Here is a 23,883-nt window from a genome sequence, read left to right as displayed (position 1 = left end):
CCAAAAAACCACTCACCAGCTTGGGCTGTCGCAACAAAGGCACTAACTGAGAACAAAGCGAGCAAGAATCTAGGATGATATTTGTGTCGCTTATCTTGTCTTTGCATCTCAACCCTATCCATTGGGACAAACCACACCCTAAACTCTAATGGTTAGGTAGACTAATACCCGAAAATCTCCCCTGGATTGTGGCACAAACATGGTAAATAAAAAGTAAAATATTGCCCTAGTCATAGTTATCACGCACACTAAAAGTAGATACAATAGGGCACGAGAGCTAAGCTTGTTAGAGCACTACCTTGACTTTCAAAGTTAGAGAATCCATAGCAGAAGCTAAAAGTTAGTTCTTTGAGATAGCAAAATAACTTACTGGCCATTCAAAACATTTGATCACAAACCTTCTCTTCTACTCAACAAGCGTTAGTGCTTATTTTGGAAATTATGCTCTTACCCCCAAACCGCTTTTAACTCCCAAACATAGTTCCTCCTGACCCCTAACTTTTCGCTCTATGACCCTTTAAAAACGCTTTAAACACCATGTGTGGTTGATCACCTCTCTTTGCTTACTCTCCAAAGACAAATTGTTCTATTTAATCAGTTTCTTTACTCTCCCAAAAGGCTAATCATCCCATGGTAATAGATACTCTCAACTAAACATCAAATTCTCACTACATGGAGCTCTTTCTTGGGGATTTGAGGGCTTTTTGGTATTACACCCACTCAACACCCCGCGCAATCTTTCGTTATTATAGGGTTTAAGTTTTATAGGGTTTGAGCGGTTTGGCATTTTGGCATCTCTAAAGACTGCAAACCCAATTTCTTTTAAACTCTTGCAAACTTAGGGGTATCCCCCTCAAAAGGGGGCAAGTCGATGCCCTTAGACTTAGCAATGACTGCTAAAGCATCTTTGAGTTCTGCCATGTCGCCATCCTCTAAAACGGCACCAAGATACGCCAAACGCCGTCCTTCTGTGTTTGAAGTTTTGTATTTGTCTTTTAAAGTATTGAGAGCTCGGAAGTTGTCTGCCTTGATAAATTCGTTATTCAGCACCGATTCTAAATCACCAAAGGAGTTTAAAAGTTTGTATTTAGTTTCTAAACTAAAGTGTTGTGTATCAAAGGGCAAAAATCGATACTTTTGCTCGGTTAAAAGGGTATCCAAACTGAAACTTTGATCGATGAGCTGTAGATCTTGCCACTCTTGAATTTGTGCGTTGATGCCCTTGTCTTGTAGCAAGGATTCTAAAATACGGGTGTTCTTGATGCAGTCTTAAGGTAAAGACATATGCGTATTCTTGGCAAATTTTGGCTCGAGTCAAAGAGCTTTAAGCTCATTTTCAAACCCCCATTAGATCAATCATGCCAAATGCAATGTTTTTGATTTTTTGCAAACACTTTGATGGTACATATGTCCCATTCTTGCAAATCATTGCCTTTATAGAGATTAGCAAGCATATTATAAATCAAAAGGCTTTTAAAAGCTCTTCGCTAAACTCATTGGAAGCTTGTTTCAAAACATTTTTGAGATCACCAAATAGGTCTTTGCCCTTACTTACTTTGACATTGATCTTTGGTGTGGTTCTTGTCGTGTCTATAAAATCAAGTTTAAAAAACACATTAGTTTTTGCATTTTCTCTACTTGGCAGCACATCAAAAAAGGCGCTCCTGTTTCATTTAAGATAGCTGTCAAAAATGTAAAGAGCTTGTTGTAAATATCTTTTTCTTCCCACTCAGCATCTTTTGTGGATTCGATTTGTTTGTGCAGATAATTTTTAATTGACAAGTTAACATCTTTTAGCAGAAATCCCACTCGTCTTTAGCGGGTAGGATGAATGCCACTCATCCTTGATTTTCTATAATATCTTTTGATGGTTTCTTTTTAATGGTTTCTGGGTTAGCCTCTCCTATGGAACAGGCAAAAAATCCATCTGTCCAAAACTTTTGTTCTTTCCAAAAATGCTTGCGCAAGAACGGGATAAATCTTGGTTCTCTCCAAACCCTATAAGTGGTAATCTGCTTGATGCGCAAGATGATGGAACTGATAGACACTCTAGGGGTATGTCTCAGTCATCAGGTGTAGATAATCTTTATCTGCTTCCATTGCTATGATGGCAAAATCTGAACTTTCCTCTATCTCATCAAACACAGACTTTATAAAAATAGCCACATCGCCTACGAGTAACTTTTTTCTGTATCTACGTCAGCTAAAATCAAATGGGCTTTTAGATTGTGTTTGCTCCTGTTGGTGGATAAATAGCCTTATAATTAAGGTGTAGCCGATTGCTTCGAACAATGAAGTTTAGAATTTATCCTACCACTGCACAAAAAACCTTGATACACAAGTACTTTGGCTGTGCTAGGGTGGTCTATAACTACTTTTTAGAATACCGCCAAAAGCAATACGCACAAGTCACTAGAGAAAATTACTTTAGCATGCAAAAGGTGCTCATCACCCTTAAAAAGCAAGAGCCTTACGCCTATCTAGGCGAATGCAACTCTCAAAGCTTGCAAATGGTATTAAGACAACTGACAACAGCCTTTGATCGATTTTTCTCTAAGTTGGCCAAAAACCACAAACTAGCTAAGAGTATTGTCAATGCAAGTTGGTCTAGGCTCATTAGTCTGCTAACCTATAAGGCTAATTGGAAAGGCAAAACTTTGCTAAAGATAGACCAATACTTCCGTTCAAATCCTTGATTTTGACAAATCCATCTCTAATCTTAGACCCACGCCCTGTTGAGGGTTCAGGTTTCTCTGTGTCCGTTGTCTTTGGATGATCTAGGATAGGTGTAGCTTGGGACTCTATGCCTTGTTGCTGTAAAACTTCTAATGTGTTTTGTGTGGATTTTAATTCTCTCTTTGTGCCCTCAAGATCTACCTTTGTGGTCTTTAAATCTTTCTATGTGGTCTGTAGTGTGGCTTTTATGGTTTGCAACTCTGTTTTGGCTGTATTTAAGTCGCTTTTAAGACTTTGATTTTCGATGCCTTGTTGTTTAAAAGCTTCATTATTAGCCTTATTATCAGCCTTGCCCTTTCTACCTCTTGTTGATTGGTTTCTTGCTCTTGTTTCAGTTTAGCGACTTCATCTTGCAAACGCTCTTTATTTTTTTCTAAGTTTTCTATCTGTCTTTTAGCCTGATTGAGTTCTTCCCCATACTCTGCACTGCTCTTAAACTCTGTGGCAAGATTGGTAATCTCATTCTTAATACTTTCTACAGCCCCTAAGATAATGGTGCAAGCTTGATTGCTGATAGATTGCACTGCTTGGCTGTGCTTATTAAGGATATTCTCTAAATCTTTTTTTATGGCTTGCTCTCTTCTATTGAGCTCTCTGTAATAGGTTCTGCCCCCACACACAAAACAAGCGGGGATACGATGTAAAAAGACCTTTTCAAAAGATAAGAATTATTTTAAAAGTTAGAATAAACGCTGAGCTGACTCAAAAATACACGATTTTTAGCTTTAATGGCTAAAGCAAATGTCCCCCTTTAAGTTGCATCACTCTTTCACAATATTCCTTAGCTAAAGCTTGGTCGTGGGTGATGAAAAGAATCGTGGTTTGCTTCTCTTGTTGGTAGGTGCGTGCCACTTGCATGACTTCATGTTTGAGTTTTTTATCTAGCGCACTTGTGGTTTCATCTAATAATAAAATCTCAGGGCAAACCAGCATCGCCCGCGCAATGCCAAGTCTTTGTCTCTCCCCTCCGCTAAGCTCCCTTGGATAACGCCCTAAAAGCTTGGGGCTGAGTTTCGCAAACTCCAAAGCCTCGTTTAACAAGGCGTGGGTTTGAAAACGCCGACACACGCTGCCTAATAAATCCCGCACCTTTTTAGCGGGGTTTAGGGCATTTAATTGGTCTTGAAAAACATATTGCAACGCCTGCCTAAAGGGTTTTTGCTCCATTTGTAAAATGTCTTGCTGCTCGTATAAGACCTGCCCACCGCTAAAAGGCTCTAGGCGGGCAATGCACTTAGCCAGCGTGCTTTTACCACATCCACTAGGCCCCATCAACGCCACCAATTCCCCCCTCTTTAAGCCAAAGCTCACCCTCTCTAGCACCTTTTGCGTCCCATAGGACTTAGACAACTCCAGCACCTCTAAGAGCATAAATACCCCCCCATTTCTCCAAAATACATCCCCCGCCCGCCATCAAGCACCAGCACCTCATCGCAGAGCTTCAGTGCCACTTCCTCATCATGTGTGATGACGACCCTTTGCACGGGCAGACTCAAAAGCAAATCCACCACGCCTTGCGTGTTTTCTCTATCTAAAGAGCTCGTAACCTCATCTAAAAATAAAATCTCTTTCTTTAGGGCTAAATTCAGCGCGATTTGCACCCGACTTGCCATCCCACGGCTAAGCTCATAGGGGTAAGAGCTCCACGCCTTTAAGGGGACATTTAAACTTGTCAACAAATCCTTGGCTTGGTTTGCGCGTTCTTTTAACACCATGGCAAAGGTGTCCTTGATTTTAAGGTAGGGGTAAAAGCAGGCAATGCAGTCTTGAAACACATAGCCCGCCTGTGCGCTTAAAGTGAGTGCGCCATAATGCATCTTAAAAGTAGGCGGCAACAACCCACAAAACGCCTTAGCCAGCGTGCTCTTCCCGCTCCCGCTCACGCCCAAAATGGCTAAATGCCTTGTGGTGCTAAAGCTGATATTTTGTAAAACCGCCCCACTAGGGCTAAGCACGCCCAAATCCTGCACGCTAAGCACGCGAGCGCTCCCCTGCCCACGCCAAAGCAAAGACCACCACAAACACCGCCACCCCGGGTATGAGCACCAGCCACCACACCCCCGTAAAAATCGCCTGCGTTGCCTCGTTTAGCATGTTGCCAAGGCTTGCCTCGCCCACTTTAAGCCCTAGCCCAAAGAAGCTAAGCAGGGCTTCAGCGCTGATGGCATGCGCGCAAGTGTTGGCCAAGAGCACAAACACGCTGTTTTTAGCTAGAGGCAAGATCTCATAAAAGGCGATTTCTAAATTGCTCGCCCCAAGTGCGCGCTCATTGGCGACAAACTCCCTTGTGGCAATTTCTCTAAAGCGATCGGCGAACACCTTTGCCATTTGTGGCCATAAAAACAGCGATAGTAGCCCGCCTAGTCCCAAAAGCCCCAACCCCCGTTGGCTAAACGCACTAAAAAGCAAAATCAACAATAAATTGGGCAGGGCTAAAAAGCCATCTAAAAAGCCTAGCAAGCTAGAGCGTCCCCACTTGGGCGCAAACAACACCCCAAAGGCAAAAGCTAAACTTATGGCAAGTGCTAACAGCCCACTCACAAGCCCCACAAAGACCGAGTTTCTTAAGCCCACCAAGAGCCTTGAAAACTCATCCCTGCCTAAAAAATCTGTGCCTAGCCAATGCATGGCACTTGGGGGCAGTTTGAGGGCCTCTAAATGCACTTCATTAGGTGCAAAGGGGGCAAAAAGGGGCAGGCAAAAGATCAAGAAAAAGCCCCCCAACACCAGCGCAAACTTCACCATTTGGGATTAAGCCACCTAGCTAAAAGCTCTACAACCACATTCAGCCCCACCACAAAAAAGGCGCTGAGCATAATGATACTCAAGGCTAGGGGGTAGTCTTTATGCAGCAGGGCGTTGATAGTGCTTTGGCCGATCCCGCCGATAGAAAACACGCTCTCCACGACATAAGTCCCCCCCACAATCGCCCCCGCATTAGAGGCAAAATACCCCACAATGGGTAGAAAGCAAAAACGCAACACCAAGTAAAAGCGTTTAAGAGCACTCACACCCCACGCTTGATAGCTCAACACAAAGGGCTCTTGCAAGGTGTCTAGTACCACGGAGCGCACAAGGCGGGTGTAAATGGCTAAATGCGACAAGGTTAGTACACACACGGGCAAGAGCATGTGGCGGGCTAAATCGCTAAAGTTTGGCGTTGCGCCAATCTCGCCCACCCCTGAACTAGGCAGCCAGCCTAGTAGCACGCTAAAAAGCATGATCGCCACCAGTCCCAGCCAAAAACTCGGCACACTAAAAAAGCCCAGAGTGGTGTAAATGATGGTCTTATCCAGCCACGAGTCCTTAAAATACGCCCCTATTGTGCCTAGTACCAACGCAAAAATAAAGCTAAGAGCAAAGCTTGTTAAACCCAGCACCAGTGTATAAGGCAAGCCTTCTTTTAAAATATCTATGACGCGCTCCCCACTTGCTAAACTCACCCCCAAATCCCCCCTTAAAATGCGCCCCAGCCACTCCAAATAGCGCACCAAAAGCGGGCGATCTAAGCCCAAATTCTCTAGCAAACGGGCTTTAAGAAGGGGGTTTGCACTCTGCACGCTGTCCCCATAAATGCCTGAAAGCACGCTCCCACTTGATAAATCCAAAGCCACAAAGACCACAAAGCTAAAGACCAGCAAGAGCAAGAGTGCCCCCAAAATCTTTTTAAGCGCAAAAGGCACTAATCTTTGCTCCACTCAGCGACATCATAAGTAAAACGCGCCCCGTGGTGGCCTAGAATCGTAGGCTTGATGCCGTGGATATTGGAGCGGTAGGCTAGGGGGTAGCGCAGATACACCAAGAAAGCAAAGGGCGGGTTGTTGTGTAGTTCTTGTATGAATTTGGCGTACCATAATTTACGCATATCCTTATTTTTAGCGGTGCGGGCTTTTTGAAGGGCACTATCCACCGTCTTGTCGCTGTAGTGGTTGTAATTCCACTCCATATTTGAGCCAAAAATGCGGTAGGTTTGTAGATCCGGATCTAAGGGCGAACCCCAGCCGATGATAAAACTATCCACCTTGCTGATCTCAAACGCCCCATGGTTTTTAGCGATCGCGCTCGCTTTGATCCCCACTTGCGCCAGCTCGCTTTGTAAAATATTAGCCAGCGTAACCCTTAGCGGATCGGTGTTGAAGGCGTAAATGTCAAAGGCTAAAGGCTTGCCGTTTTTGTAAAAAACCTTGTCTTTGAGCACCCAGCCGTCTTTTTCTAAAACTTCTTTCGCCTTGGCGGGGTCGTAGGGGTAGCCTTGTGCGTGCGGATCGTTCGCCCAGCTTGCTTGTATGGGGTTGTTGGCGACAAAGCCATAGCCGTGTAGGATTTTTTGGGCGATGAGAGGGCGGTCAATGGCGTAGTTGATCGCCTCTCTCACGGCTAGGGATTTTAAAAGGGGGTTGTTGAAGTTAAACATCAATGCCCGATAGTCTGCGCTCTTGCAGTCTAAAATCTTAATGTGCAGGTCGCGCTCTAGGCTCTTGCTTAAATTGGGCTCAACTAGGGCGACATCGATCGCCCCGCTTTTGATCTCATAGGTGCGGACATTGAAATCGGGGACAATCTTTAACACCGCCTTTTTAGACTTGGGCGCGCCTCTATAAAATTTGTCATTCGCCACAAAGCTGATATACGCCCCCCTTTGCCAGCGCACGAATTTAAAGGGCCCCGTGCCGATGGGGTGTTGGTTGAAGCGATCCGTGTTCAAATCCTTACCCACTAATAGATGCTTAGGCAAAATGCCCACACTCAGCACATCTAAGATGGGGGGGAAGGGGGCTTTTAGGGTGATTTTTAAGGTGTAGGGATCTAGCACCTGCACGCTTTTAATCTCGCTAAAGTTCGCACGAGCGGGGGCGTTGAGCTTGGGGTTTTGCGCCTGCTCTAGGGTGAATTTCACATCCTCAGCACTAAAGGGCTTGCCATCGTGCCATAAAACCCCTTTTCTTAAATGAAACACCCAGCTTAAGCCATCGGGGCTCACCTCCCAACTTGTGGCTAGGTCGGGCTGTATTTGCATGTCAGGGCTAAAACGGGTCAGCCCGCTAAAGACAAAATCTAGCGCGCTGTCGTGGTCCTCGTCAAAAAGGGGATTGATGCGGGCGGTTTCGTTCTCCACGCCGATAACTAAAGTGTCCTTAGGTGTAGCGGCAAAAAGGGGGAGTGCTAACAAACAAGCAAGGAGAAATCTTAACATAGTATTCCTTTAGTGCTATGTTTGTATTATTAGTATGATTTTCTTAAAAAATGGTTAATAGGAAGTGTTTTTTGTTATCAAAGCGTGCGCCAAGCACGCAACCTTTTAAGCCGGCTGTGCCGGTGCTGCACCCCTAAAGTTTAGAACACTTCTTTTTTAGGGCTACGCTGTGTGTTGGGGGGGGGGGGGGGGGGGAGTTTGCGCCTTTTGGGCGTATTGTGCCCTAAGGGCGTTTAGGTGTGCCTTAGTGGCCTCGCATTCGGTTTGCAAGTGACCCAACTGCTTTTGCAAAGCGTCTAGTAGCAAGACAAGTTCAGCACTTCGCTGTGCGTCCATTTTCAATCCTTTCTTGGAAAAATCCATGCCTCAGACTAACACTTTTATTTAAATATTTACTTAATGTGTGCGTTCTCTCACGGAGTAGAAATAAACTGCAAAGATCAAGATATAGACATAGCACGCCATAGGCACCATGTAAGAGATCAAAATCCCCAGGTTATGTATGTCGGCGATGTAGCCTTGAATGAGCGGCACAACCGCTCCGCCCACAATCGCCATACAAATGATCCCAGAGGCTTGGCTGGTGAATCTGCCAAGCCCCTTTGTGGCTAGAGAGAAGATTGTAGGGAACATGATCGAGTTAAACAACCCAATGGCGAGCAAAAGGTAAATGCTTATAGGGCTATGCAAGGCTAGAGCAATGGCGAGCAAGAGGATATTCACGCTGGCGTTGAAAGCTAGGCATGTATTGGGGGCAATTTTTTGTATGACTAAGCTGCCGATGAAGCGGCCCACCATCGCCCCACCCCAATAGTAGATGAGGTTGTGCGAGGCAAGCTTTTCAGGGATATGGGCGATTTCCTCCATTGTGAGGACCAAAAACGAGCTAATAGACACTTCCCCACCCACATAAAAGAAAATTGCCCCCGCCCCAAAGACAAAATGGCGGTATTCTAAGGCACTTTTCTTGCCATCGTGGTTATGTTCGCTGATTTTCTCGGCTCTCGCGCGCACATCGGGCAGTTTCAACAAATACACCACAATGGCTAAAACAATGAGCACGCCGGCGATCATTAAATAGGGGATTTGCACCGACTGCGCCTCTTTAACCCTGTCAATGACCTTCTTAGTGTTGGAAGCAATCAAGTATGCCCCAAAGAGCGGGCCTAAAGTGGCACCTAGTGAGTTAAAAGCTTGCACGAAAGTTAAGGCACTCGCCTCTTTACCCGGGGCTAAAAGTGTAACAAAAGGATTGCCCGCTGCTTGGAGCAACACGATCCCGCTTGCCAAAATAAAGAGCGCACCTAAAAAAATGGGGTAAGACGCCGTGGAGGCGGCGGGGTAAAAGAGGATACAGCCCACGGCACTAAGCAAAAAGCCCCCCACCACGCCGGCGGGATAGCCAATTTTCTCTAGTAACTTGCCAAAAAGCCCGCCCGTGATGAAGTAAGCCCCAAAGAAACAAAATTGCACTAAAACAGCTTCTGTGTGGCTGAGCTCAAAAATCTTCTTTAGATGTGGGATCAGCACATCGTTTAAAACAGCGATAAAACCCATCGCAAAAAACAAAGCGGCGAGAGCTGCGAGCGCAAAAGTGTTGCTCTTGGTTTGCATTAAACTCCTTCATTAAATGCGGTGTAGACCTCTACCAAGTGCTTGGTAGAAGAGTCTAGGGGCTTTGTGGGCGTGGCACCCCTTAAGCGTGCCAAAACACCCACCGCCAACTCTTTGCCCAGCTCCACCCCCCATTGGTCAAAACTATTGATGTTCCAAATCACTCCTTGTACAAAGATTTTATGCTCATAAAGCGCGATGAGCGCGCCTACACTCTTGGGGCAAATGGTGTCTAGCAAGATCACATTACTGGGTCGGTTGCCTGAAAACACCCGGTGGTGCGCGAGACTCTTGGCTTTTTCTGCGCTTTTGCCCATGTCTATGAGCTCTTGGTAGGCTTGGTTATAGTCCTTGCCCTCCATGAAGGCTTGGGCTTGGGCGAACATGTTGCTCACTAAGATGTCGTGATGTTCGGGTAAATGCCCCTCCTTGCTTAAGGACACAATGAAGTCGATTGGGCTGATGTGTGTGCCCTGATGTAAGAGCTGGAAGAAGGCATGTTGGGCGTTGATGCCTAAATCCCCCCAAATGATGGGCCCCGTGTCATAATCCACAGCCTGCCCCTCTAAAGTGGTGCTCTTGCCATTGCTTTCCATGTCTAATTGCTGGATAAAACGGGGGAAGTAGCGTAGGTATTGGTCATAGGGGGCGATGAGGTGGCTGCCCGCATCAAAGAGATTGATATACCAAATGCCAAGCAAGGCTAAAATCACGGGCATGTTGCGCTCAAAAGGGGCGTTTTTAAAGTGCTCATCCATTTCATACGCCCCGCACAATAAATCTTTAAAATTTTCTTTGCCTAAATAAATCATGATCGAGAGCCCAATTGCCGACCACAAGCTATAACGCCCCCCCACCCAGTTCCAAAAGCTAAACATATTTTCGGTGTCGATCCCAAAGGCTTGCACAGCCTCTTTATTCGTGGAGACCGCCACAAAGTGTTTAGCGATGTGGGCTTCATTGAGCGCGTGGGCGAGAAACCATTGGCGGGCGCTTAAAGCGTTTGTGAGGGTTTCTTGCGTGGAGAAAGTTTTAGAAGCCACGATAAAGAGCGTGGTTTCGGGGTGGATTTTATCCAACACGCCTTGTATCTGTGTCCCATCCACATTCGACACGAAGTATGTATTTAAACGTGGGCTGGCAAAATGGCGCAGTGCCTTACACACCATCAGCGCCCCCAAGTCCGACCCACCGATCCCGATATTCACCACATCGGTGATGACTTGATTCGTGTAGCCCAACCACTCCCCGCAGCGCACCATGTCGCTAAATTTTTCCATGCGCTCTAAGGCTTGGCGCACTTGGGGCAAAACATCCACACCATCGACCTTAATGGGCTCTTGACCTTGGTAGCGCAAGGCGGTGTGCAAGGCGGCGCGCTCTTCGGTGCTGTTGATCTTCTTCCCGCTAAACATGGCGTTTATTTTTTCAGCCAGCCCACACTCTGTAGCCAAATCCCTTAAGAGCTTTAAAGTCGTGTCGTCTATGCGGTTTTTGGAGTAGTCTAGGCTAATGGGGCCATTTTTTAAAAAGTAGCGTGTGGCGCGCTTGGGATCGGCTTGAAACATGTCTTTCATGTGCTGCCCCTTTAAGATTTTAAAATGTTCTTGCAGGGCTTGAAAGGCACTCAGTTGTGTCAAGGTTTTCATGCGCTCTCTTTGCGTAAGTGGTTTTCTAGGGCGATGCCCACCCCATAGATGCCCGGATATTTTGCCAACACCACATACACGGGGATGGTGGCTAAATACGAATCAAAGCGCCCCTTGTCTTCAAAGCGCACGCGAAAAGGGGAGGTTTTGAAGTAGTCGATGAAGCGCGGGATGATCCCCCCACACAAATACACCCCACTGCGCGCGCCAAGCACCAGCGCCATGTTAGAAGCCACCGTGCCTAAAATAGTGCAAAAAATATCCAAGGTCAGGCGGCACAGCGCCGACTTGCCGCTTAAAGCCTGCTCCCCGATGAGTTCAGGTGTCATTTGCGAGGCCTTGATCCCCTCTCTGCTGGCTAAAGCCTCATGGATGAGCACCAGCCCCGCCCCGCTTAAAAAGCGCTCGGCGGACACATGCCCGTATTTTTTTTTAGCGTATTTCCACAGCATGATCTCGGTGTCGTCAAAGGGCGCAAAGCTCACATGCCCACCCTCACCCGCCAACGCCACATACGAGCCGTCATGGCAGGGGATGAGCGCGCTCACGCCTAGCCCCGTGCCAGGCCCTATCACTAATTTAGGTGCGTCAATGGCGCACATTGTCCCCCCCACCTGCACCAATTCCTCATCTTGCAGTTGGGAGATGCCATAGGCTTGGGCGGTGAAGTCGTTGATGGCTAAAAGCGTGGTGAGCTTAAGTGCTTGGCGGGTGGTTTCCACAGAAAAGGCCCAATGGTGGTTGGTCATCTGTATCCAATCGCCCACTACGGGATTTGCCAGCGCAAAGGCGGCATGCGCCACGCTGGGATCACCTATGTCCTTTAAATAGCGCTTTGTAGCATCCACGATCGTGTTAAAATCGTGGCAAGCCAAGACCTCCACGGATTCTAATTGCCCGGGGGCGACCTCCAGCCCAAAGCGGGCGTTTGTCCCCCCGATGTCGGCTAAAAGGCGCGGGTAATCACTAGGCGCAGTAGACATGGCAAACCACCTTTTGAGAATGCAAAATGTAAGAAATGGGCAAGCTTGGCTCTAGGGCAAAGCACGCCCTTTCAAATACCGCCCTTTTTTGATCCCCGCTGATGAGTAAATACAGCATTTGGCAACTCTCTAGCGCATTTAAGGACATGCTAAGGCGCTTAAAGGGTGCGCTGGTAGGGGTTGTGGCGACAATGGGCTCTGGGCTCTTTAAGGCGTTTTCATACTCGGGCGCACAGGCAAAGAGCGAAGCCGTGTGCCCATCCTCTCCCATGCCAAGCACGGCTAAATCCGGCTGGGTGTAGCTCGCCCTCGCGTGTTTTAAGAGCTCCTCAGTGCCTACGCTCGCATCCAAAACTAGGGGCGCAAAGGGGGCGGCTTGGGCTTTGTTTTGTAAAAAATGCGTGTGGAGCAGTAGGGCGTTGTTCTCGGGGTCGGTTAGGGGCAACACCCGCTCATCCACCAGACTAATGCGGCACTTACCCCACTCTAGGGGCATTTGGCTCAGCTCTTGCAAAAACAAAATGGGCGACTTGCCCCCTGAAAAGGCAAGCCCTGCGTGCGCCTTCACGCTTAAAATCCGTCTTATCTGCGCGGCGATCTCAATGGCCAGAGCTTGCGCGCTCTCTTTGGGGCTGTTGAATGAATCAATTTTAAACATGGACAAACCACTCCCGGTTGTCTTGTTTTAAGAGATCAAAGGCGGCCTTGGGCCCGAAGCTACCAGCCGCATAGGGCAGTAGGGGGGTTAAATTTTCTTGCCAGCTCTGTAAAATGGGATCGACAAAGCGCCAAGCCGCCTCTAGCTCGTCTTGGTGGTTAAAGGGGGATTGGTTGCCCGCCACCACCTCTAAAATCAGCCGCTCGTAAGCGTCCATCCCAGAGTCTAGAGTGCTTTTTAACGCCCCCATGCCTTGCAACTGCAACTCTAAAGAACATTGCGGTTGGATCGTATAAACCAGCGCCTGCGGGGGACCCTTAAACACAAAGACCACCTGCACCAAAGACGCACCCATGCGCTTTCCCGTGCGCAAATAAAAAGGCACGCCCTGCCAGTTTTGGTGCTCTAACTCTAATTTGAGAGCCACAAAGGTTTCGGTTTGGCTGTGGGGGTTTACCTGCTCTTCCTCTGTATACCCCTTAAACCCCCCACCTGCCGTGTATTGCCCCCGCACGACTTGGCTTTTTAGAGATTCTTGGTTTAAGGGTTTTAGACTTCTTAGCATTTCTAATTTGGCTTGGCGGGTGTGCTCTGTGGGAGTGTTGGCAGGAATGGTGCTTAAAGCGAGCATGGCGAGCATGTGGTTTTGCAGCATATCACGCAGCGCACCCATCGGGTCGTAAAAGCCCCCACGGCTCTCCACCCCTAAAGTCTCTAGCACGCTAATTTGCACATGGTCTAAGTAGTGTGCGCTAAGCAGACCGGCTAAGAAGGGGTTGTTGTGGCGCAAGTAAAAGAGATTTTGCACGCTTTGTTTACCCAAATAGTGGTCGATGCGGTAAATCTGCTCTTCTTTAAAATGTTTGCCAATTTGGGCGCAAATGTCCTTGCAAGATTGTAAGTTAGTGCCTAAAGGCTTTTCTAGCACGATTTTGATATTAGGGGCGTTTAAACCCACAGCGGCTAATTTTTGGCAAGCTTTGGCAAAAAACGCAGGGGCGATGGAAAAGTAAATGATGGTGTTTGGGTGGGTGGATTTGAGTGCCTTAAAGTCCTCTGGCTTGTTAAAGTCTAGGGGGGTGTAGCTGATATTAGCGGCAAAATCTGCCCACGCTTTGGGGTCTAGGTCTTTGATGTATTCTTTAGCCTTGGTGCTCAGTTTGTCTAAAAACTCCGGTGTACTTAAGGGGCTTCTGGCGCAAGCGGTGATGTTGGGTTTTAAGCCCGACAAGCTCGCTCTGTAGAGGGCGGGGAAGATCTTGCGCAAGGCCAAATCGCCCGTGGCCCCTAGTAAAATAAAGCGACACTCTTGCATGTCTGTCCTTTAGAGATTTTGAAAATTGTAGTATAATTGCGCCCATGAAAGGACTACACGGAGGTACACATGGCTAAAAAAGCCCTAGAGGACATTACCAAAGGTATCATTGAACGCTCTCAAGGCAGTAGAGAAGCCTACTTAGAGCGCACCGCCAAAGCGCAGCGCAAAATCCAACGCCAAGATTTAAGTTGTGCGAATCTCGCCCACACCTACGCCGGCCTGCCCGAACACATCAAGGCCAAAATCAAAAACAACGACAGACCCAACTTTGCGATCATCTCCGCCTACAACGACATGCTCTCCGCACATAAACCTCTCAAAGATTACCCTGATTGGATCAAAGAAACTTTATTGCAACACGGGGCGTTTGCCCAGTTTGCCGGTGGGGTGCCCGCGATGTGCGATGGGATCACCCAAGGCTATGCGGGCATGGAGCTTAGTTTGTTCTCCCGCGATGTGATCGCCATGAGCACGGCGATCGCGCTCTCGCACAATGTCTTTGACGGGGCATTTTACCTAGGCGTGTGCGATAAAATCGTGCCCGGGCTTTTAATCGGGGCGCTTAGTTTCGGGCATTTGCCCGCGATTTTTATCCCCGCCGGGCCTATGACAAGTGGGCTAGCCAACGCCCAAAAATCCAAGGTGCGCGAACTCTTTGCGCAGGGCAAGGTGTCTAGGCAAGAGCTTTTAGAGAGCGAAATGCAGTCTTACCACGCAGAGGGCACTTGTACTTTTTATGGCACCGCCAACTCCAACCAAATGATGGTGGAGCTGATGGGCTTGCACCTACCAAACTCCGCCTTTATCAACCCCAACACCCCCCTAAGAAAAGCCCTCGTGCACAAGGCCGCCGCCTTAATGGCAACCAAGACACCTAAACCCATTGGGGAAATGATCAGTGAAAAAAACATTGTCAACGCAATGGTGGGGCTTATGGCGACCGGGGGCTCTACCAACCACACCATCCACCTAGTCGCCATCGCCAAGGCCGCCGGGATCATCATCAACTGGGACGACTTTGCCGCCATTTCTAAAATCACCCCCCTGCTTGCCAAGATTTACCCCAATGGGCAGGCCGATGTGAACCAATTTGAGGCGGCGGGGGGGTTGGCCTTCGTGGTGCGCGAACTTTTAAACGCCGGCTTGTTGCACGCAGATTGCGACACGATCATAGGGCAGGGCTTAGAGGCTTACAGCCAAAACCCCTATTTGGAGGGGGATCAAGTGGTCTACAAAGAGGGCGCAAAAGAGAGCCAAAACACCGACATTTTAAGGGGTGTGCAAGAGCCCTTTTCGCTAAATGGAGGGCTGGAGATCCTTAAGGGCAATGTGGGACGGGCGGTGATTAAAGTGTCTGCCGTTGATGCCAAGCACCACACCATCAAAGCTCCCGCCATCGTCTTTGAATCCCAACAAGACTTGATCGAGCGTTTCAACCGCCAAGAACTGCAAAGGGACTTCATCGCCATTTTGCCCTATCAGGGGCCACGCGCCAATGGTATGCCCGAATTGCACAAACTCACCCCCATTTTAGGCTCTTTGCAAAATCAGGGCTTTCAGGTCGCCTTGGTGACAGACGGACGCATGAGCGGGGCATCGGGCAAAGTGCCCGCGGCTATACAAGTGAGCCCAGAGGCTCTTTTAGGCGGAGGGATTGCCAAAATTAAAGACGGGGACATGCTGCTTTTAGACGCAAGAGAGGGCGTGTTGCAAGTGTTAATAGAAGATCAAGAGTGGGAGGCGCGTCTACCCTCTGTGCCCTTCATGCGCGATCCCTTTGGAAGCGGGCGCGAACTCTTTGCCGGGCTACGCCTGTTGACTGGGAGCACGGAAACGGGTGCGGTGAGCTTTGGAGAGTAGTCGTGCAGGCTTTTGACATCTTAAACGCCGGGCGCATCATCCCCGTGATGGTCATTGAAGAGGCCAAAGATGCCGTGCCTTTAGCTGGGGCTTTGGTGCAGGGCGGACTTAAGGTGCTCGAGATCACTTTGCGCACCAAAGAAGCCCTAGAGGCGATTAACAACATTGCCCAAGAAGTGCCCGAGGCGATTGTGGGGGCGGGCACGGTGTTAAACCCCACGGACTTGAAGCGCGCAGAGCAAGCGGGAGCCAAGTTTGCCATAAGCCCCGGGCTCACCTTAGCCCTAGCCAACGCCTCTAAAGAGAGTCCAATCCCACTTGTCCCTGGGGTGGCCAGCGGCAGCGAGGTGATGTTGGCTTTAGAGCATGGCTTGAAACATTTAAAGTTTTTCCCCGCACAAGTGGCTGGAGGGGTGGCGATGTTAAAATCCTTTGCGGGCCCCTTTTTAGAGGCATTTTTCTGTCCCACGGGGGGGATTTCTTTAGAGAACATGGGCGATTACCTCAAGTTGCCTAATGTGCTCTGTGTGGGGGGTTCGTGGCTCGCCCCTAAAGAGTTGGTGCAGGCCAAAGAGTGGGCGAAAATCACGCAAATTGCGCAAAAAAGCGTGGCGGCGGCTAGGGGTATTTAGGGCTCTTTAACTTTTTGGGTTTATAATGAGCGTTTAAATTCTTTGAAAGGATTGCGGATGCGCGCATTGCTTTTGGTGGGGATTTTAGCTTTCTTATACACTGCTTGCAGCGAAACCAAACAACAAATCTTAGAGGATGAAAAAGATTACACCCCCTCAGAAAAAACCATTTGGCAACCCGAACAAAAATAACCCCCTAGAGCCATGCCTTCTTTAAAGCCATGCTTTAATGTGGTGGGCTAAGATGTAAATGACAAAGACGCCGAAGAACAAGGTACAGAGGTGATCGGCGGTCTTGTAGTGCTTGGCATAGAAAATGCTGCAAAAGTAGAGCATGGCTTTAGGGTTTAGGACATTGGTGAGAAACCCGCTTAAAAAGGTCTACCTGGTGCTCGCGGACTTGAACTTGATGGGCGAGGCTTTAGGCACAAAAAGCCAAGTAGAGCAGATAACACGCCCCCGAGAGGACTAAAAGCGTTTGCAGCAGTGGGAAAGCGGCAAACAAACCTTTTAAGCCGAATAAAGATAGCACAATCCACACAAAATTGTCCGGCACCACGCCCAAGACCGCCTTAAAAGCGTGTGCGGAGCGGGTTTTTAGGGCGTAGGAACTGATAAGCAAAAAGTCCGGACCCGGGGTGAGCAGTGCTAAAAGGTGGACACCTAAAACCAACCACGAACCCACATAGACCTTTATTTTTTACTAAATCATAGCATTTTGTGCACTTGTAAAACCTTTATGCTTTAGCAATGCATTTAAATGTTTTCTCAATACAGGGCATAGGTAGAACATTGTAAGCTGACTAAAAGTTCTAAATAAGTTTCTAACTCTCAAAAAGCATATTCAGCAATTTTTGGTTGATAAAGAGTCTGTGTTTTTCTAGGGACTTAACAAAGGTTTCAAGTTATGCAGATGAGACAAAGCTCCCCAAGAATCCCACAAGCCTAGACAAGCACGCCAAACTTTACAATCTACACCTCAACCTGCTCCCCAACAACAACCATCGCAACAATACCCAACAACCCCAAAACCCAAACCCAAATCAGTAAAAAGCAACTCACACACACCCCTACTTATTTTTTCAACTCTAAAACATAGGAGGCATTTATGCGGGACATATCAGGTATCACAATCCTACCAAGAGAAAACCCCGTCCAAGAACACCACAACAACAGCTCCATTGCCCCATTTATCTTTTATCTAAATAACACCGCATGGGTAGAGGCGTAGAGATTGATAAAAATGCCAAGAGGCGGTAGCTTTACGAGAACAATGGACGAGCGAGACAATTGAGAATCACGACAAACACACGGGACAAAAGTTTCAATCAAAAAGTTTTCTCAAAAGCGCAGTCATTAATCTCAAACCCACGCACACTATGTAAGACTTAGAACGGGTAACCAAACACCTTGAGACAGATACGGGTTACGGTACTATCAAATCAATCCATAGAGATGAGGGGTTTGTTGATGAAAATGGAATTGCCCGTATCAATCACTACGCCCACTTAAAGCTTTTTACCTTGTATAAAACAACTGACAGAAACAACGGGCGCAAAATCAATTACGGTAAATTCATCATTATGCAAACCGAAATAGCCAACATCTCGCAAATGCAATGGGGCAGACCTACCAAAGAAACCGGACCCAAACACATCACCCATAAACAGTACCGGGCCATCGCCAAAGAGACTAGATAAAAAGTGATGACGGACGCATAAGAACAGCAGCACAACATCTTAAAGACCTAAACCAAACCCACGCCCAAGAGGTGCAGAACTTAAAAAAGATAACAAACAAAAATTACAGAACGAGCGTGAGCGAACAGAGAAAGCAACCGAAACTATCGGCAATTTTGAGAGGCATAGATACGAACTTATAGATATGGATATGAGCTTATTAAAGAGTAGGGGGATAAATTTGCGGCACAAGATGAGGAAATGCAACAATTTCATAGCATTGTCAAAAGTGGTGTTTATGAAAGTGATATTGTGGGATTGAGTAATCAAGACCAATATGAACACCACTAAGTAAGTTGGCATCTTATCCTCTTGTTTAAATATATTAATACTTTGATAGTAAAACTATCAAAACACAATCCTTTTAATAAAACTTATTAACCCATATCAAACGGGCAATGAAATATTAATTATTATGTTTAATACAATATTTATTGTTTAAAAACACAGCTTGATAAACGGGCTTTCATCTTACATGTAAAAATTCCTACCTCCGTTTTCTCTTGTTGGGGTGTTTTTATGAGAAAAAAGTAACTATATTGTGTTTGTTAGAGGTAATAACGGCAAAAATGGAGCTTGATTTTTTATGAATTAATCTGCTTAAAAGCTAGGGATGATGAAATAAAACACATTAATAAAATCTTACTAGACCAAAGAAAGCCTTTAAGCCTAGCACTATAAAAAGTAAGAACCTACTCGAACGCTGCAAACTAGTCAGTCTCAAAAAATACAGTCAGATTCAAAGACAATAAAAGACAAGAAGTAGAAAGCCTAAGCAAGGCACAAAAGATACACTGTAGCAAAACAAATGGCAAACCAATCCCAAGAGGCTAAGGATGTAGACAAAGATGAAACAGAATGAAAGATAGGAGGAGACACGCGATGGATGAAGTATTCGACAAGCGGAACACGCAAAAGAAAAAACTTGATAAAAACCCACCGCACAAGGTGGTGGCTGGTAATATCTACTGGCTATGCATCGGGCAAAATATCGGACATGAGGTCTATGGCAAGTCTGCAAACTTCACACGCCCCGTGTTGGTCATTAAACTTTTATCTAACAAGCTATTTCTAGGCGTGCCTCTTATACACTTTTAAAGACAACAACACAGAGCAGGTTGCTCTATTGCACCAAATTAGAGTCTTTGACACAAAACGCAGACGGACTAAAGTCGCCCAAGTGAGCGGTGCAACACTAAAGAATATCAAGGATGAGATTAAAAGTGCAGTCATTGATTGATATTCTCTGCAACTAGGACAGGGCAACTTGCTGACGGTAGCAAGCTCTGGTCTCTAGCAAAAACTAGAGATATGGATCGTTCTATCACATATAGGCATTAAAAGTCCACAATCTACTGCAATGGAATTTTTATGCCGTGTATGTAATTTATCAAGATGCTAGAGATGAGATAGGTAGAGACCATTATAAAGTGGTGTCTTGCATTAAATAATTCGAGCAATCGAGCAATAAATACAACTTTAAATAATATTTAATATATTTAATGGTTTTTTAAATATTCATTATATGTGTTTTACATGTTATTTTGGAAGACGATTTGGAGGAGATTAACGAGAATTTGCTAGAATCCGGGGGTTATCGCAGTAAATCCCTCTAGAAAACTTCAAAAAGCTAGTGGGTTATACTTTTTGTAAAGGGTTGTTGTGGAGAAAATTATGTGGCATCAAGAGCAAAAACAAACATTTCAAGGGCTGCTGCAAGAATTTGTAACTTTGATAGATGAGGCAGTGGAGGAATGGGAGACAAAAGGAAAAACTCCAGCTCCAACAGCTCCAAAGGGTGCATGCAGCGCACTTCAAAGAAGAATAAATACTTTTTTAGAAAGATGGGGCTATGTATGTGTCATAAGCCCGGGATTTGGAAACCTAGCTAATGAGCCTGCAATTGCCTTTTTTAGACAAAATATCTTAGGAAAGAGTTTTGTTAACTCTGAAAAAGCGACTCCCCGAAAGGGTTTTTATATCTGGTTCACATACTTCCGCAAAGAACAACCCAAAATATTCGACCTCTATATAGGTCGATCTACAGAAACCTTAGAAGAATGTAGGAAGTGCGCTGCCTTTCTAAAATTGTTTGACAGCGAAGGTTACTTGCTTTATGGCTATGTAAACCGCAATTTAAACACCCTTACAAAAGAAATCGCAGATTACTTTTTGAATTTAGTGGCTGTATTCAACACGATTCCACAAGATGATTTTAGGGTTACAAGTCGTCCTAAAATTGCCCTAGAAGAGATGACAAATGAAGAAGTGCTACCACTAGCACCACCGGTTGAAAATATGCATGTGGCAAAAGAACATACACACGCAAAACAACAAGCATCTTCTACGCTAAAAATTTATGGAAGATATGAAAATTACAAAGAAAGCGATCTACACTCTCTCTTAACTTGTTTTGCATTTCACAAAATGGGCCTATATACCAAGACTATTTATGATAGGAGGAGTCTAAAAGGTCTAAAGGGCGAAAATGAAGGGCTACACCCGGATATGGTTGGCGTATTTCTTGACAGAAACATGATTGGTGTATCTTTTGAGCGCAAAAGTTTTAACGTAAATTCTGAAGCCTTAGAGGATGTTTTAAAAAGCCTTGATAAGCTACCCATCAGGATAGTCTCTTTTGAACTCAAAAAAGAAATCAAACTTAGTAATTGCGATGAGTACTATAAGCAAGCCATTGGTAACAGCTCTTGGGCACATGAGGGCTATTTAGTAACTGGAAAATTGGATTTAAACGATGCAGATTTAATGGATTTACTTGAACTCCAAAATTCCAACCATGAAAACGGGATTGGGGTTATATTACTTAACATGCAAGACATTAATAGCAGTAAAATACTTATTACCCCCAAAATTAAGGGAAAGATAAATCAAGGTATATGTACAAAATTACACGATACAAATCCAGATTTTAAAGATTTTCTTGAAGCGGTCAATACCTTAAAACAAAATCCAGATTCTCTTAATTGGAGTGTTTTTGATCCAATACCAATAATAGAAAAAAACAAGAATTAAAGAGCTACACTTTGCTCGAGTTTTTAGGACTTTGAAAGGGCAAGTCAGGATGGGCGTTTTAGCCTCAAAACTGCCCGATGGCTACTTTAACCTATACCTCAAGGCCCTAGCTTGTGGCTCTGAACCCCTATTACACTTACGCAAAAAATCAGTCAAGAGCTGCTAGGGGGCGGTGTGAGTTTGTAAATAGCCCAAAGGGGAAGAGCAAACTACTCAAATGGCTACAAGTAAAGAGCCCAAAGGGGCTATTTACTCCCACTCTCCACAAGCCTTTTTAAGATATTCAAATGCCTTGAAGGGGTCGGGCGTTACACCCAAGCCCTTGTCATAGATTTTGCTTAACCTACGCAAAGCCTCATCGTAACAAGGCTCTTCGCAATCCGCCCCGTTGGCGACTAATGTGTAATACTCTAGAGCTTTGGTGTAGTCTTGCTTAACCACCTCACCGCCATCAAAATACAACTCGGCTAAATTAAAGTAGGCGTAGTAATTCTTATCATCATCTACCTCTATTGCCTTTTGGAAGTATTCTAGGGCTTTTCTCTCATCTTTAACGCACCCACTGCCCGTAACATACCTTTCTGCCACATAGCCATAAAGGCGCGTGTTGCCTAGCTCTATGGCTTTTAAACACCACTCTAAAATTTGGGTCTTGTCATGCGCCCAGCCCATAGACACTAGGCGATCATAAGCCTCTGCCCCAAAGACTTCTTCAGCAAGAGCAAGTGATGGCAAACAAGCTTTTTATCGCGCTGCTGGTGTGTTGTGTCGCCTTGGTCTTTGTGGCTGGGTATATGGTTTTTAATGCCTTTGAGGGAGTGGAGTGATTAATGTTGTTTTTATCTAGGAGCAGATATAATAGCCCCCGTGGTGAAGCCCGCCTTAACGGCGAGCCCCCCTTTCGGGTTAGTGTAATGGAGTGGCTAAAACCATTAACACCACAAAGGCTACGAATAGTTTCATACCGGTTCTCCTTTCTAAGGAGAAACCCGCTTCTTTCCCTGCCCCTGAAACAAAGTTACACACTTTGCCATACGCCAAATAGCCAAAAAGAAAACCGGCACAATATCCGCTCAAAACCATTATACAAGAGTGCCCTAAAACCTGCCTTTAGGGTCTCTTGTGTTTAGCATCGACACCAAGAGTATTGGCATTGCCCTAGCTTTAGCGGTGCTCTTAGGCGCGCTTGGCACTTGTGGCTGGCATTTAAAAAAGCTCTTGGTGGAGCGTGAAACCTGCAAAGCCTCCATTGAGGCACAAAACAAAGCCATTTTAGAGCAAAACCTCGCCACAGAAACCTACATTGAGAACTTGGAAAAGAGCAAGGAAGCCATTGCGCAAAAATACAAGCTTGCAAGCCAACACGCCAAAGCTTTGCAGCACACACACCACGCCTTTACACCACACCCCACACACCCCACAGCCCCTACACAAGCGCATGCGTGCGCTCCAGAAAAGCAGGAATTAGAGCAAATCCAAAGAGATTTAAATGTGTTTAGGGGAGGGCGTTAATGTTTTTTTTAGACTTTGCAGGATACAATAGCCATGTGGCGGGGATAGCCCCCGTAGGGACTACCCCCCTTTTGCGTCAGTTAAGCGGTGTGACCAGCACCGCCCAAACCACAATAGCTATCAATAACTGCATGGGCTCTCTCCTTCCCGGAGTGTGTGCCCACACACCCCCTACACCCGCCGCAAAAACACGGCTATCCGTTCAGCGTTTTACGCTTCCCCAAAGCGTGGTCAAAAAAGAGAGAACACATGGTATCCACCCCAAGTATAACATAAAAGCCTCCATCGCCCTTTTAGGGCTCTTGTTTTGTGGCTGTATGCGCGTCTACAAACCCGTGTATATCCCCGTCAAATGCAACATCCCCAAATTAGAGCGTCCCCCGCTTTCTAGCTCCTCTTTGAGTGCCAATGTCCAAGCCTTGATGATCTACACCGAGCTCTTAGAGCAGGATTTAAATTTTTGCCGCAATGGGGCAGTGCCCCAAACCCAAACAAAGGAGTCTTATGGCAAATAGCAAATACGGCATCAATATAGAATTTAAAAATTTAGCCCCACAGCCCGTTAAAATCAACAATTCTAAGCCCATTGCTCTTATTGGAGATGATACAGAGCTTAGAGGCGTGCATGTGGCAAACAATTTAGAGGAGGCGTTGAGTCTTGTCAAAGAGGGCAGCATTTTAGAGGCCCTAAAGGACATTGAGGCTACGGGGCTTGAGAGCCAATTTATCCTAAGCGCGTTTGAAAAGCCCCACGAGCACAGCGAGGAACACCCCGCCCTAGAGGCGATTAATGTGCTTAAAAAGGTCGAACAAGAACATAAAATCCGCCCTAAATTCTTTCTTGCCGTTCTTACAAACCTATAAAACCGCATAAAATCCTATAAAATCCTATCAATAGAAAAAAATTTTAAAGATTGCGGTTTTTGTTGTATTCCTGTTTCTACCATGCTGGTTA

26 protein-coding genes and 2 pseudogenes are annotated in these 23,883 nt (G+C 46.2%); 11 read left to right on the top strand and 17 right to left on the bottom strand.

Annotation, left to right across the window (positions count from 1 at the left end; genetic code table 11):
• Window positions 1-822 precede the first annotated feature (822 nt).
• The 3 genes and pseudogenes from QSJ47_RS06620 to tnpA form a co-directional block, all read right to left on the bottom strand.
• Window positions 823-1,236, bottom strand: a complete 414-nt coding sequence (locus tag QSJ47_RS06620; protein WP_260321548.1) for a helix-turn-helix domain-containing protein — start codon at window positions 1,234-1,236, stop codon at window positions 823-825.
• Window positions 1,237-1,590: 354 nt separating this feature from the next.
• Window positions 1,591-1,782 (bottom strand): hypothetical protein, encoded by a 192-nt coding sequence (locus QSJ47_RS06615; RefSeq protein WP_221271327.1) that lies wholly within the window; start codon window positions 1,780-1,782, stop codon window positions 1,591-1,593.
• A gap of 56 nt (window positions 1,783-1,838) precedes the next feature.
• Window positions 1,839-2,258, bottom strand: a pseudogene (gene tnpA / locus QSJ47_RS06610) (IS200/IS605 family transposase); the annotation flags it as partial.
• A 21-nt stretch (window positions 2,259-2,279) separates the two neighbouring features.
• Between tnpA and QSJ47_RS06605 the strand changes: the two are divergent.
• Window positions 2,280-2,609: pseudogene (locus tag QSJ47_RS06605) on the top strand (helix-turn-helix domain-containing protein); the annotation flags it as partial.
• A gap of 342 nt (window positions 2,610-2,951) precedes the next feature.
• Here the strand turns inward: QSJ47_RS06605 and QSJ47_RS06600 are convergent.
• The 12 genes from QSJ47_RS06600 to QSJ47_RS06545 form a co-directional block, all read right to left on the bottom strand.
• On the bottom strand, window positions 2,952-3,260 hold the full coding sequence (locus QSJ47_RS06600) for a hypothetical protein (protein WP_285602831.1): 309 nt from the start codon (window positions 3,258-3,260) through the stop codon (window positions 2,952-2,954).
• Window positions 3,261-3,468: 208 nt separating this feature from the next.
• Window positions 3,469-4,107 carry an ABC transporter ATP-binding protein gene (locus QSJ47_RS06595; protein WP_285602830.1) on the bottom strand — a complete coding sequence of 213 codons (639 nt, stop codon included), beginning with the start codon at window positions 4,105-4,107 and terminating at the stop codon, window positions 3,469-3,471.
• Complete coding sequence (locus QSJ47_RS06590) at window positions 4,098-4,715, bottom strand: ATP-binding cassette domain-containing protein (protein ID WP_285602829.1); 618 nt, start codon at window positions 4,713-4,715, stop codon at window positions 4,098-4,100. Before QSJ47_RS06590 ends, QSJ47_RS06595 begins: the two co-directional genes overlap by 10 nt.
• Window positions 4,708-5,481 (bottom strand): ABC transporter permease, encoded by a 774-nt coding sequence (locus QSJ47_RS06585; RefSeq protein ID WP_285602828.1) that lies wholly within the window; start codon window positions 5,479-5,481, stop codon window positions 4,708-4,710. The genes QSJ47_RS06590 and QSJ47_RS06585 overlap by 8 nt, the downstream gene beginning before the upstream one ends.
• Complete coding sequence (locus QSJ47_RS06580) at window positions 5,475-6,434, bottom strand: ABC transporter permease (protein WP_285602827.1); 960 nt, start codon at window positions 6,432-6,434, stop codon at window positions 5,475-5,477. The genes QSJ47_RS06585 and QSJ47_RS06580 overlap by 7 nt, the downstream gene beginning before the upstream one ends.
• Complete coding sequence (locus tag QSJ47_RS06575) at window positions 6,419-7,930, bottom strand: ABC transporter substrate-binding protein (protein WP_285602826.1); 1,512 nt, start codon at window positions 7,928-7,930, stop codon at window positions 6,419-6,421. The genes QSJ47_RS06580 and QSJ47_RS06575 overlap by 16 nt, the downstream gene beginning before the upstream one ends.
• 162 nt (window positions 7,931-8,092) lie before the next feature.
• The gene (locus QSJ47_RS06570; RefSeq protein WP_285602825.1) at window positions 8,093-8,266 is read right to left on the bottom strand and encodes a hypothetical protein; all 174 of its coding nucleotides are present in this window, start codon (window positions 8,264-8,266) and stop codon (window positions 8,093-8,095) included.
• 60 nt (window positions 8,267-8,326) lie between these two features.
• Window positions 8,327-9,544, bottom strand: a complete 1,218-nt coding sequence (locus QSJ47_RS06565; RefSeq protein ID WP_285602824.1) for a sugar MFS transporter — start codon at window positions 9,542-9,544, stop codon at window positions 8,327-8,329.
• On the bottom strand, window positions 9,544-11,193 hold the full coding sequence (gene pgi, locus QSJ47_RS06560; RefSeq protein WP_285602823.1) for a glucose-6-phosphate isomerase: 1,650 nt from the start codon (window positions 11,191-11,193) through the stop codon (window positions 9,544-9,546). The genes QSJ47_RS06565 and pgi overlap by 1 nt, the downstream gene beginning before the upstream one ends.
• Entirely contained in the window at window positions 11,190-12,176 is a 987-nt protein-coding gene (locus QSJ47_RS06555) for a glucokinase (protein ID WP_285602822.1), read from the bottom strand. The genes pgi and QSJ47_RS06555 overlap by 4 nt, the downstream gene beginning before the upstream one ends.
• Window positions 12,160-12,834: a 6-phosphogluconolactonase gene (pgl, locus tag QSJ47_RS06550; RefSeq protein WP_285602821.1), complete on the bottom strand. Its 675-nt coding sequence runs from the start codon at window positions 12,832-12,834 to the stop codon at window positions 12,160-12,162. Before pgl ends, QSJ47_RS06555 begins: the two co-directional genes overlap by 17 nt.
• Window positions 12,827-14,149: a glucose-6-phosphate dehydrogenase gene (locus QSJ47_RS06545; protein WP_285602820.1), complete on the bottom strand. Its 1,323-nt coding sequence runs from the start codon at window positions 14,147-14,149 to the stop codon at window positions 12,827-12,829. The genes pgl and QSJ47_RS06545 overlap by 8 nt, the downstream gene beginning before the upstream one ends.
• A 69-nt stretch (window positions 14,150-14,218) precedes the next feature.
• On the opposite strand from QSJ47_RS06545, the gene edd reads away from it, so the two are divergent.
• The 3 genes from edd to QSJ47_RS06530 are packed head-to-tail and all read left to right on the top strand — an operon-like array spanning window position 14,219 to window position 16,836.
• Window positions 14,219-16,012, top strand: coding sequence for a phosphogluconate dehydratase (gene edd, locus QSJ47_RS06540; RefSeq protein ID WP_285602819.1), 1,794 nt, complete (start codon window positions 14,219-14,221; stop codon window positions 16,010-16,012).
• A 2-nt stretch (window positions 16,013-16,014) separates the two neighbouring features.
• The gene (locus tag QSJ47_RS06535; RefSeq protein WP_285602818.1) at window positions 16,015-16,644 is read left to right on the top strand and encodes a bifunctional 4-hydroxy-2-oxoglutarate aldolase/2-dehydro-3-deoxy-phosphogluconate aldolase; all 630 of its coding nucleotides are present in this window, start codon (window positions 16,015-16,017) and stop codon (window positions 16,642-16,644) included.
• A gap of 57 nt (window positions 16,645-16,701) precedes the next feature.
• Window positions 16,702-16,836, top strand: coding sequence for an HP0135 family lipoprotein (locus tag QSJ47_RS06530; RefSeq protein WP_015107642.1), 135 nt, complete (start codon window positions 16,702-16,704; stop codon window positions 16,834-16,836).
• Between the two features lie 229 nt (window positions 16,837-17,065).
• Here QSJ47_RS06530 and QSJ47_RS06525 read toward each other — a convergent pair whose 3' ends face one another.
• Complete coding sequence (locus QSJ47_RS06525; protein ID WP_285602817.1) at window positions 17,066-17,317, bottom strand: LysE family transporter; 252 nt, start codon at window positions 17,315-17,317, stop codon at window positions 17,066-17,068.
• Between the two features lie 435 nt (window positions 17,318-17,752).
• On the opposite strand from QSJ47_RS06525, the gene QSJ47_RS06520 reads away from it, so the two are divergent.
• From QSJ47_RS06520 to QSJ47_RS06505, 4 genes are all read left to right on the top strand, one after another.
• The gene (locus QSJ47_RS06520; protein ID WP_260321546.1) at window positions 17,753-17,875 is read left to right on the top strand and encodes a hypothetical protein; all 123 of its coding nucleotides are present in this window, start codon (window positions 17,753-17,755) and stop codon (window positions 17,873-17,875) included.
• 292 nt (window positions 17,876-18,167) lie between these two features.
• Complete coding sequence (locus QSJ47_RS06515) at window positions 18,168-18,344, top strand: hypothetical protein (RefSeq protein WP_221271306.1); 177 nt, start codon at window positions 18,168-18,170, stop codon at window positions 18,342-18,344.
• Between the two features lie 921 nt (window positions 18,345-19,265).
• Window positions 19,266-19,481, top strand: coding sequence for a hypothetical protein (locus QSJ47_RS06510; RefSeq protein WP_260321545.1), 216 nt, complete (start codon window positions 19,266-19,268; stop codon window positions 19,479-19,481).
• Between the two features lie 564 nt (window positions 19,482-20,045).
• Entirely contained in the window at window positions 20,046-21,416 is a 1,371-nt protein-coding gene (locus QSJ47_RS06505) for a hypothetical protein (protein WP_285602816.1), read from the top strand.
• A 249-nt stretch (window positions 21,417-21,665) separates the two neighbouring features.
• Here QSJ47_RS06505 and QSJ47_RS06500 read toward each other — a convergent pair whose 3' ends face one another.
• Entirely contained in the window at window positions 21,666-22,151 is a 486-nt protein-coding gene (locus tag QSJ47_RS06500) for a tetratricopeptide repeat protein (RefSeq protein ID WP_285602815.1), read from the bottom strand.
• A 387-nt stretch (window positions 22,152-22,538) separates the two neighbouring features.
• Here QSJ47_RS06500 and QSJ47_RS06495 point away from each other — a divergent pair, with 387 nt between their 5' ends.
• Genes QSJ47_RS06495 through QSJ47_RS06485 form a run of 3 tightly spaced genes read left to right on the top strand, consistent with a single transcriptional unit; the run spans window position 22,539 to window position 23,792 of the window.
• Window positions 22,539-22,928, top strand: coding sequence for a hypothetical protein (locus QSJ47_RS06495; RefSeq protein WP_285602814.1), 390 nt, complete (start codon window positions 22,539-22,541; stop codon window positions 22,926-22,928).
• The gene (locus QSJ47_RS08225; protein WP_352155382.1) at window positions 22,928-23,443 is read left to right on the top strand and encodes a hypothetical protein; all 516 of its coding nucleotides are present in this window, start codon (window positions 22,928-22,930) and stop codon (window positions 23,441-23,443) included. The genes QSJ47_RS06495 and QSJ47_RS08225 overlap by 1 nt, the downstream gene beginning before the upstream one ends.
• Window positions 23,433-23,792: a hypothetical protein gene (locus QSJ47_RS06485; RefSeq protein ID WP_285602813.1), complete on the top strand. Its 360-nt coding sequence runs from the start codon at window positions 23,433-23,435 to the stop codon at window positions 23,790-23,792. The genes QSJ47_RS08225 and QSJ47_RS06485 overlap by 11 nt, the downstream gene beginning before the upstream one ends.
• Window positions 23,793-23,883 lie beyond the last annotated feature (91 nt).

Source organism: Helicobacter sp. NHP22-001, assembly GCF_030270165.1.
In the GTDB taxonomy this organism is placed as follows: Bacteria; Campylobacterota; Campylobacteria; order Campylobacterales; family Helicobacteraceae; genus Helicobacter; species Helicobacter gastrofelis.
The sequence above is the reverse complement of the archived record's forward strand: the minus strand, read 5'-3'. Positions and strand labels throughout refer to the sequence as shown.

What these genes read in the sequence shown, in the direction of transcription:
- QSJ47_RS06485 (WP_285602813.1), top strand. Translation starts at nt 23,433, where the DNA reads ATGGCAAATAGCAAATACGGCATCAATATAGAATTTAAAAATTTAGCC.
- QSJ47_RS06545 (WP_285602820.1), bottom strand. Translation starts at nt 14,149, where the DNA reads ATGCAAGAGTGTCGCTTTATTTTACTAGGGGCCACGGGCGATTTGGCC.
- QSJ47_RS06575 (WP_285602826.1), bottom strand. Translation starts at nt 7,930, where the DNA reads ATGTTAAGATTTCTCCTTGCTTGTTTGTTAGCACTCCCCCTTTTTGCC.
- QSJ47_RS06530 (WP_015107642.1), top strand. Translation starts at nt 16,702, where the DNA reads ATGCGCGCATTGCTTTTGGTGGGGATTTTAGCTTTCTTATACACTGCT.
- edd (WP_285602819.1), top strand. Translation starts at nt 14,219, where the DNA reads ATGGCTAAAAAAGCCCTAGAGGACATTACCAAAGGTATCATTGAACGC.
- QSJ47_RS06565 (WP_285602824.1), bottom strand. Translation starts at nt 9,544, where the DNA reads ATGCAAACCAAGAGCAACACTTTTGCGCTCGCAGCTCTCGCCGCTTTG.
- QSJ47_RS08225 (WP_352155382.1), top strand. Translation starts at nt 22,928, where the DNA reads ATGTTTTTTTTAGACTTTGCAGGATACAATAGCCATGTGGCGGGGATA.
- QSJ47_RS06570 (WP_285602825.1), bottom strand. Translation starts at nt 8,266, where the DNA reads ATGGACGCACAGCGAAGTGCTGAACTTGTCTTGCTACTAGACGCTTTG.
- QSJ47_RS06585 (WP_285602828.1), bottom strand. Translation starts at nt 5,481, where the DNA reads ATGGTGAAGTTTGCGCTGGTGTTGGGGGGCTTTTTCTTGATCTTTTGC.
- pgi (WP_285602823.1), bottom strand. Translation starts at nt 11,193, where the DNA reads ATGAAAACCTTGACACAACTGAGTGCCTTTCAAGCCCTGCAAGAACAT.
- QSJ47_RS06520 (WP_260321546.1), top strand. Translation starts at nt 17,753, where the DNA reads ATGCGGGACATATCAGGTATCACAATCCTACCAAGAGAAAACCCCGTC.
- QSJ47_RS06510 (WP_260321545.1), top strand. Translation starts at nt 19,266, where the DNA reads ATGGATGAAGTATTCGACAAGCGGAACACGCAAAAGAAAAAACTTGAT.
- QSJ47_RS06595 (WP_285602830.1), bottom strand. Translation starts at nt 4,107, where the DNA reads ATGCTCTTAGAGGTGCTGGAGTTGTCTAAGTCCTATGGGACGCAAAAG.
- pgl (WP_285602821.1), bottom strand. Translation starts at nt 12,834, where the DNA reads ATGTTTAAAATTGATTCATTCAACAGCCCCAAAGAGAGCGCGCAAGCT.
- QSJ47_RS06555 (WP_285602822.1), bottom strand. Translation starts at nt 12,176, where the DNA reads ATGTCTACTGCGCCTAGTGATTACCCGCGCCTTTTAGCCGACATCGGG.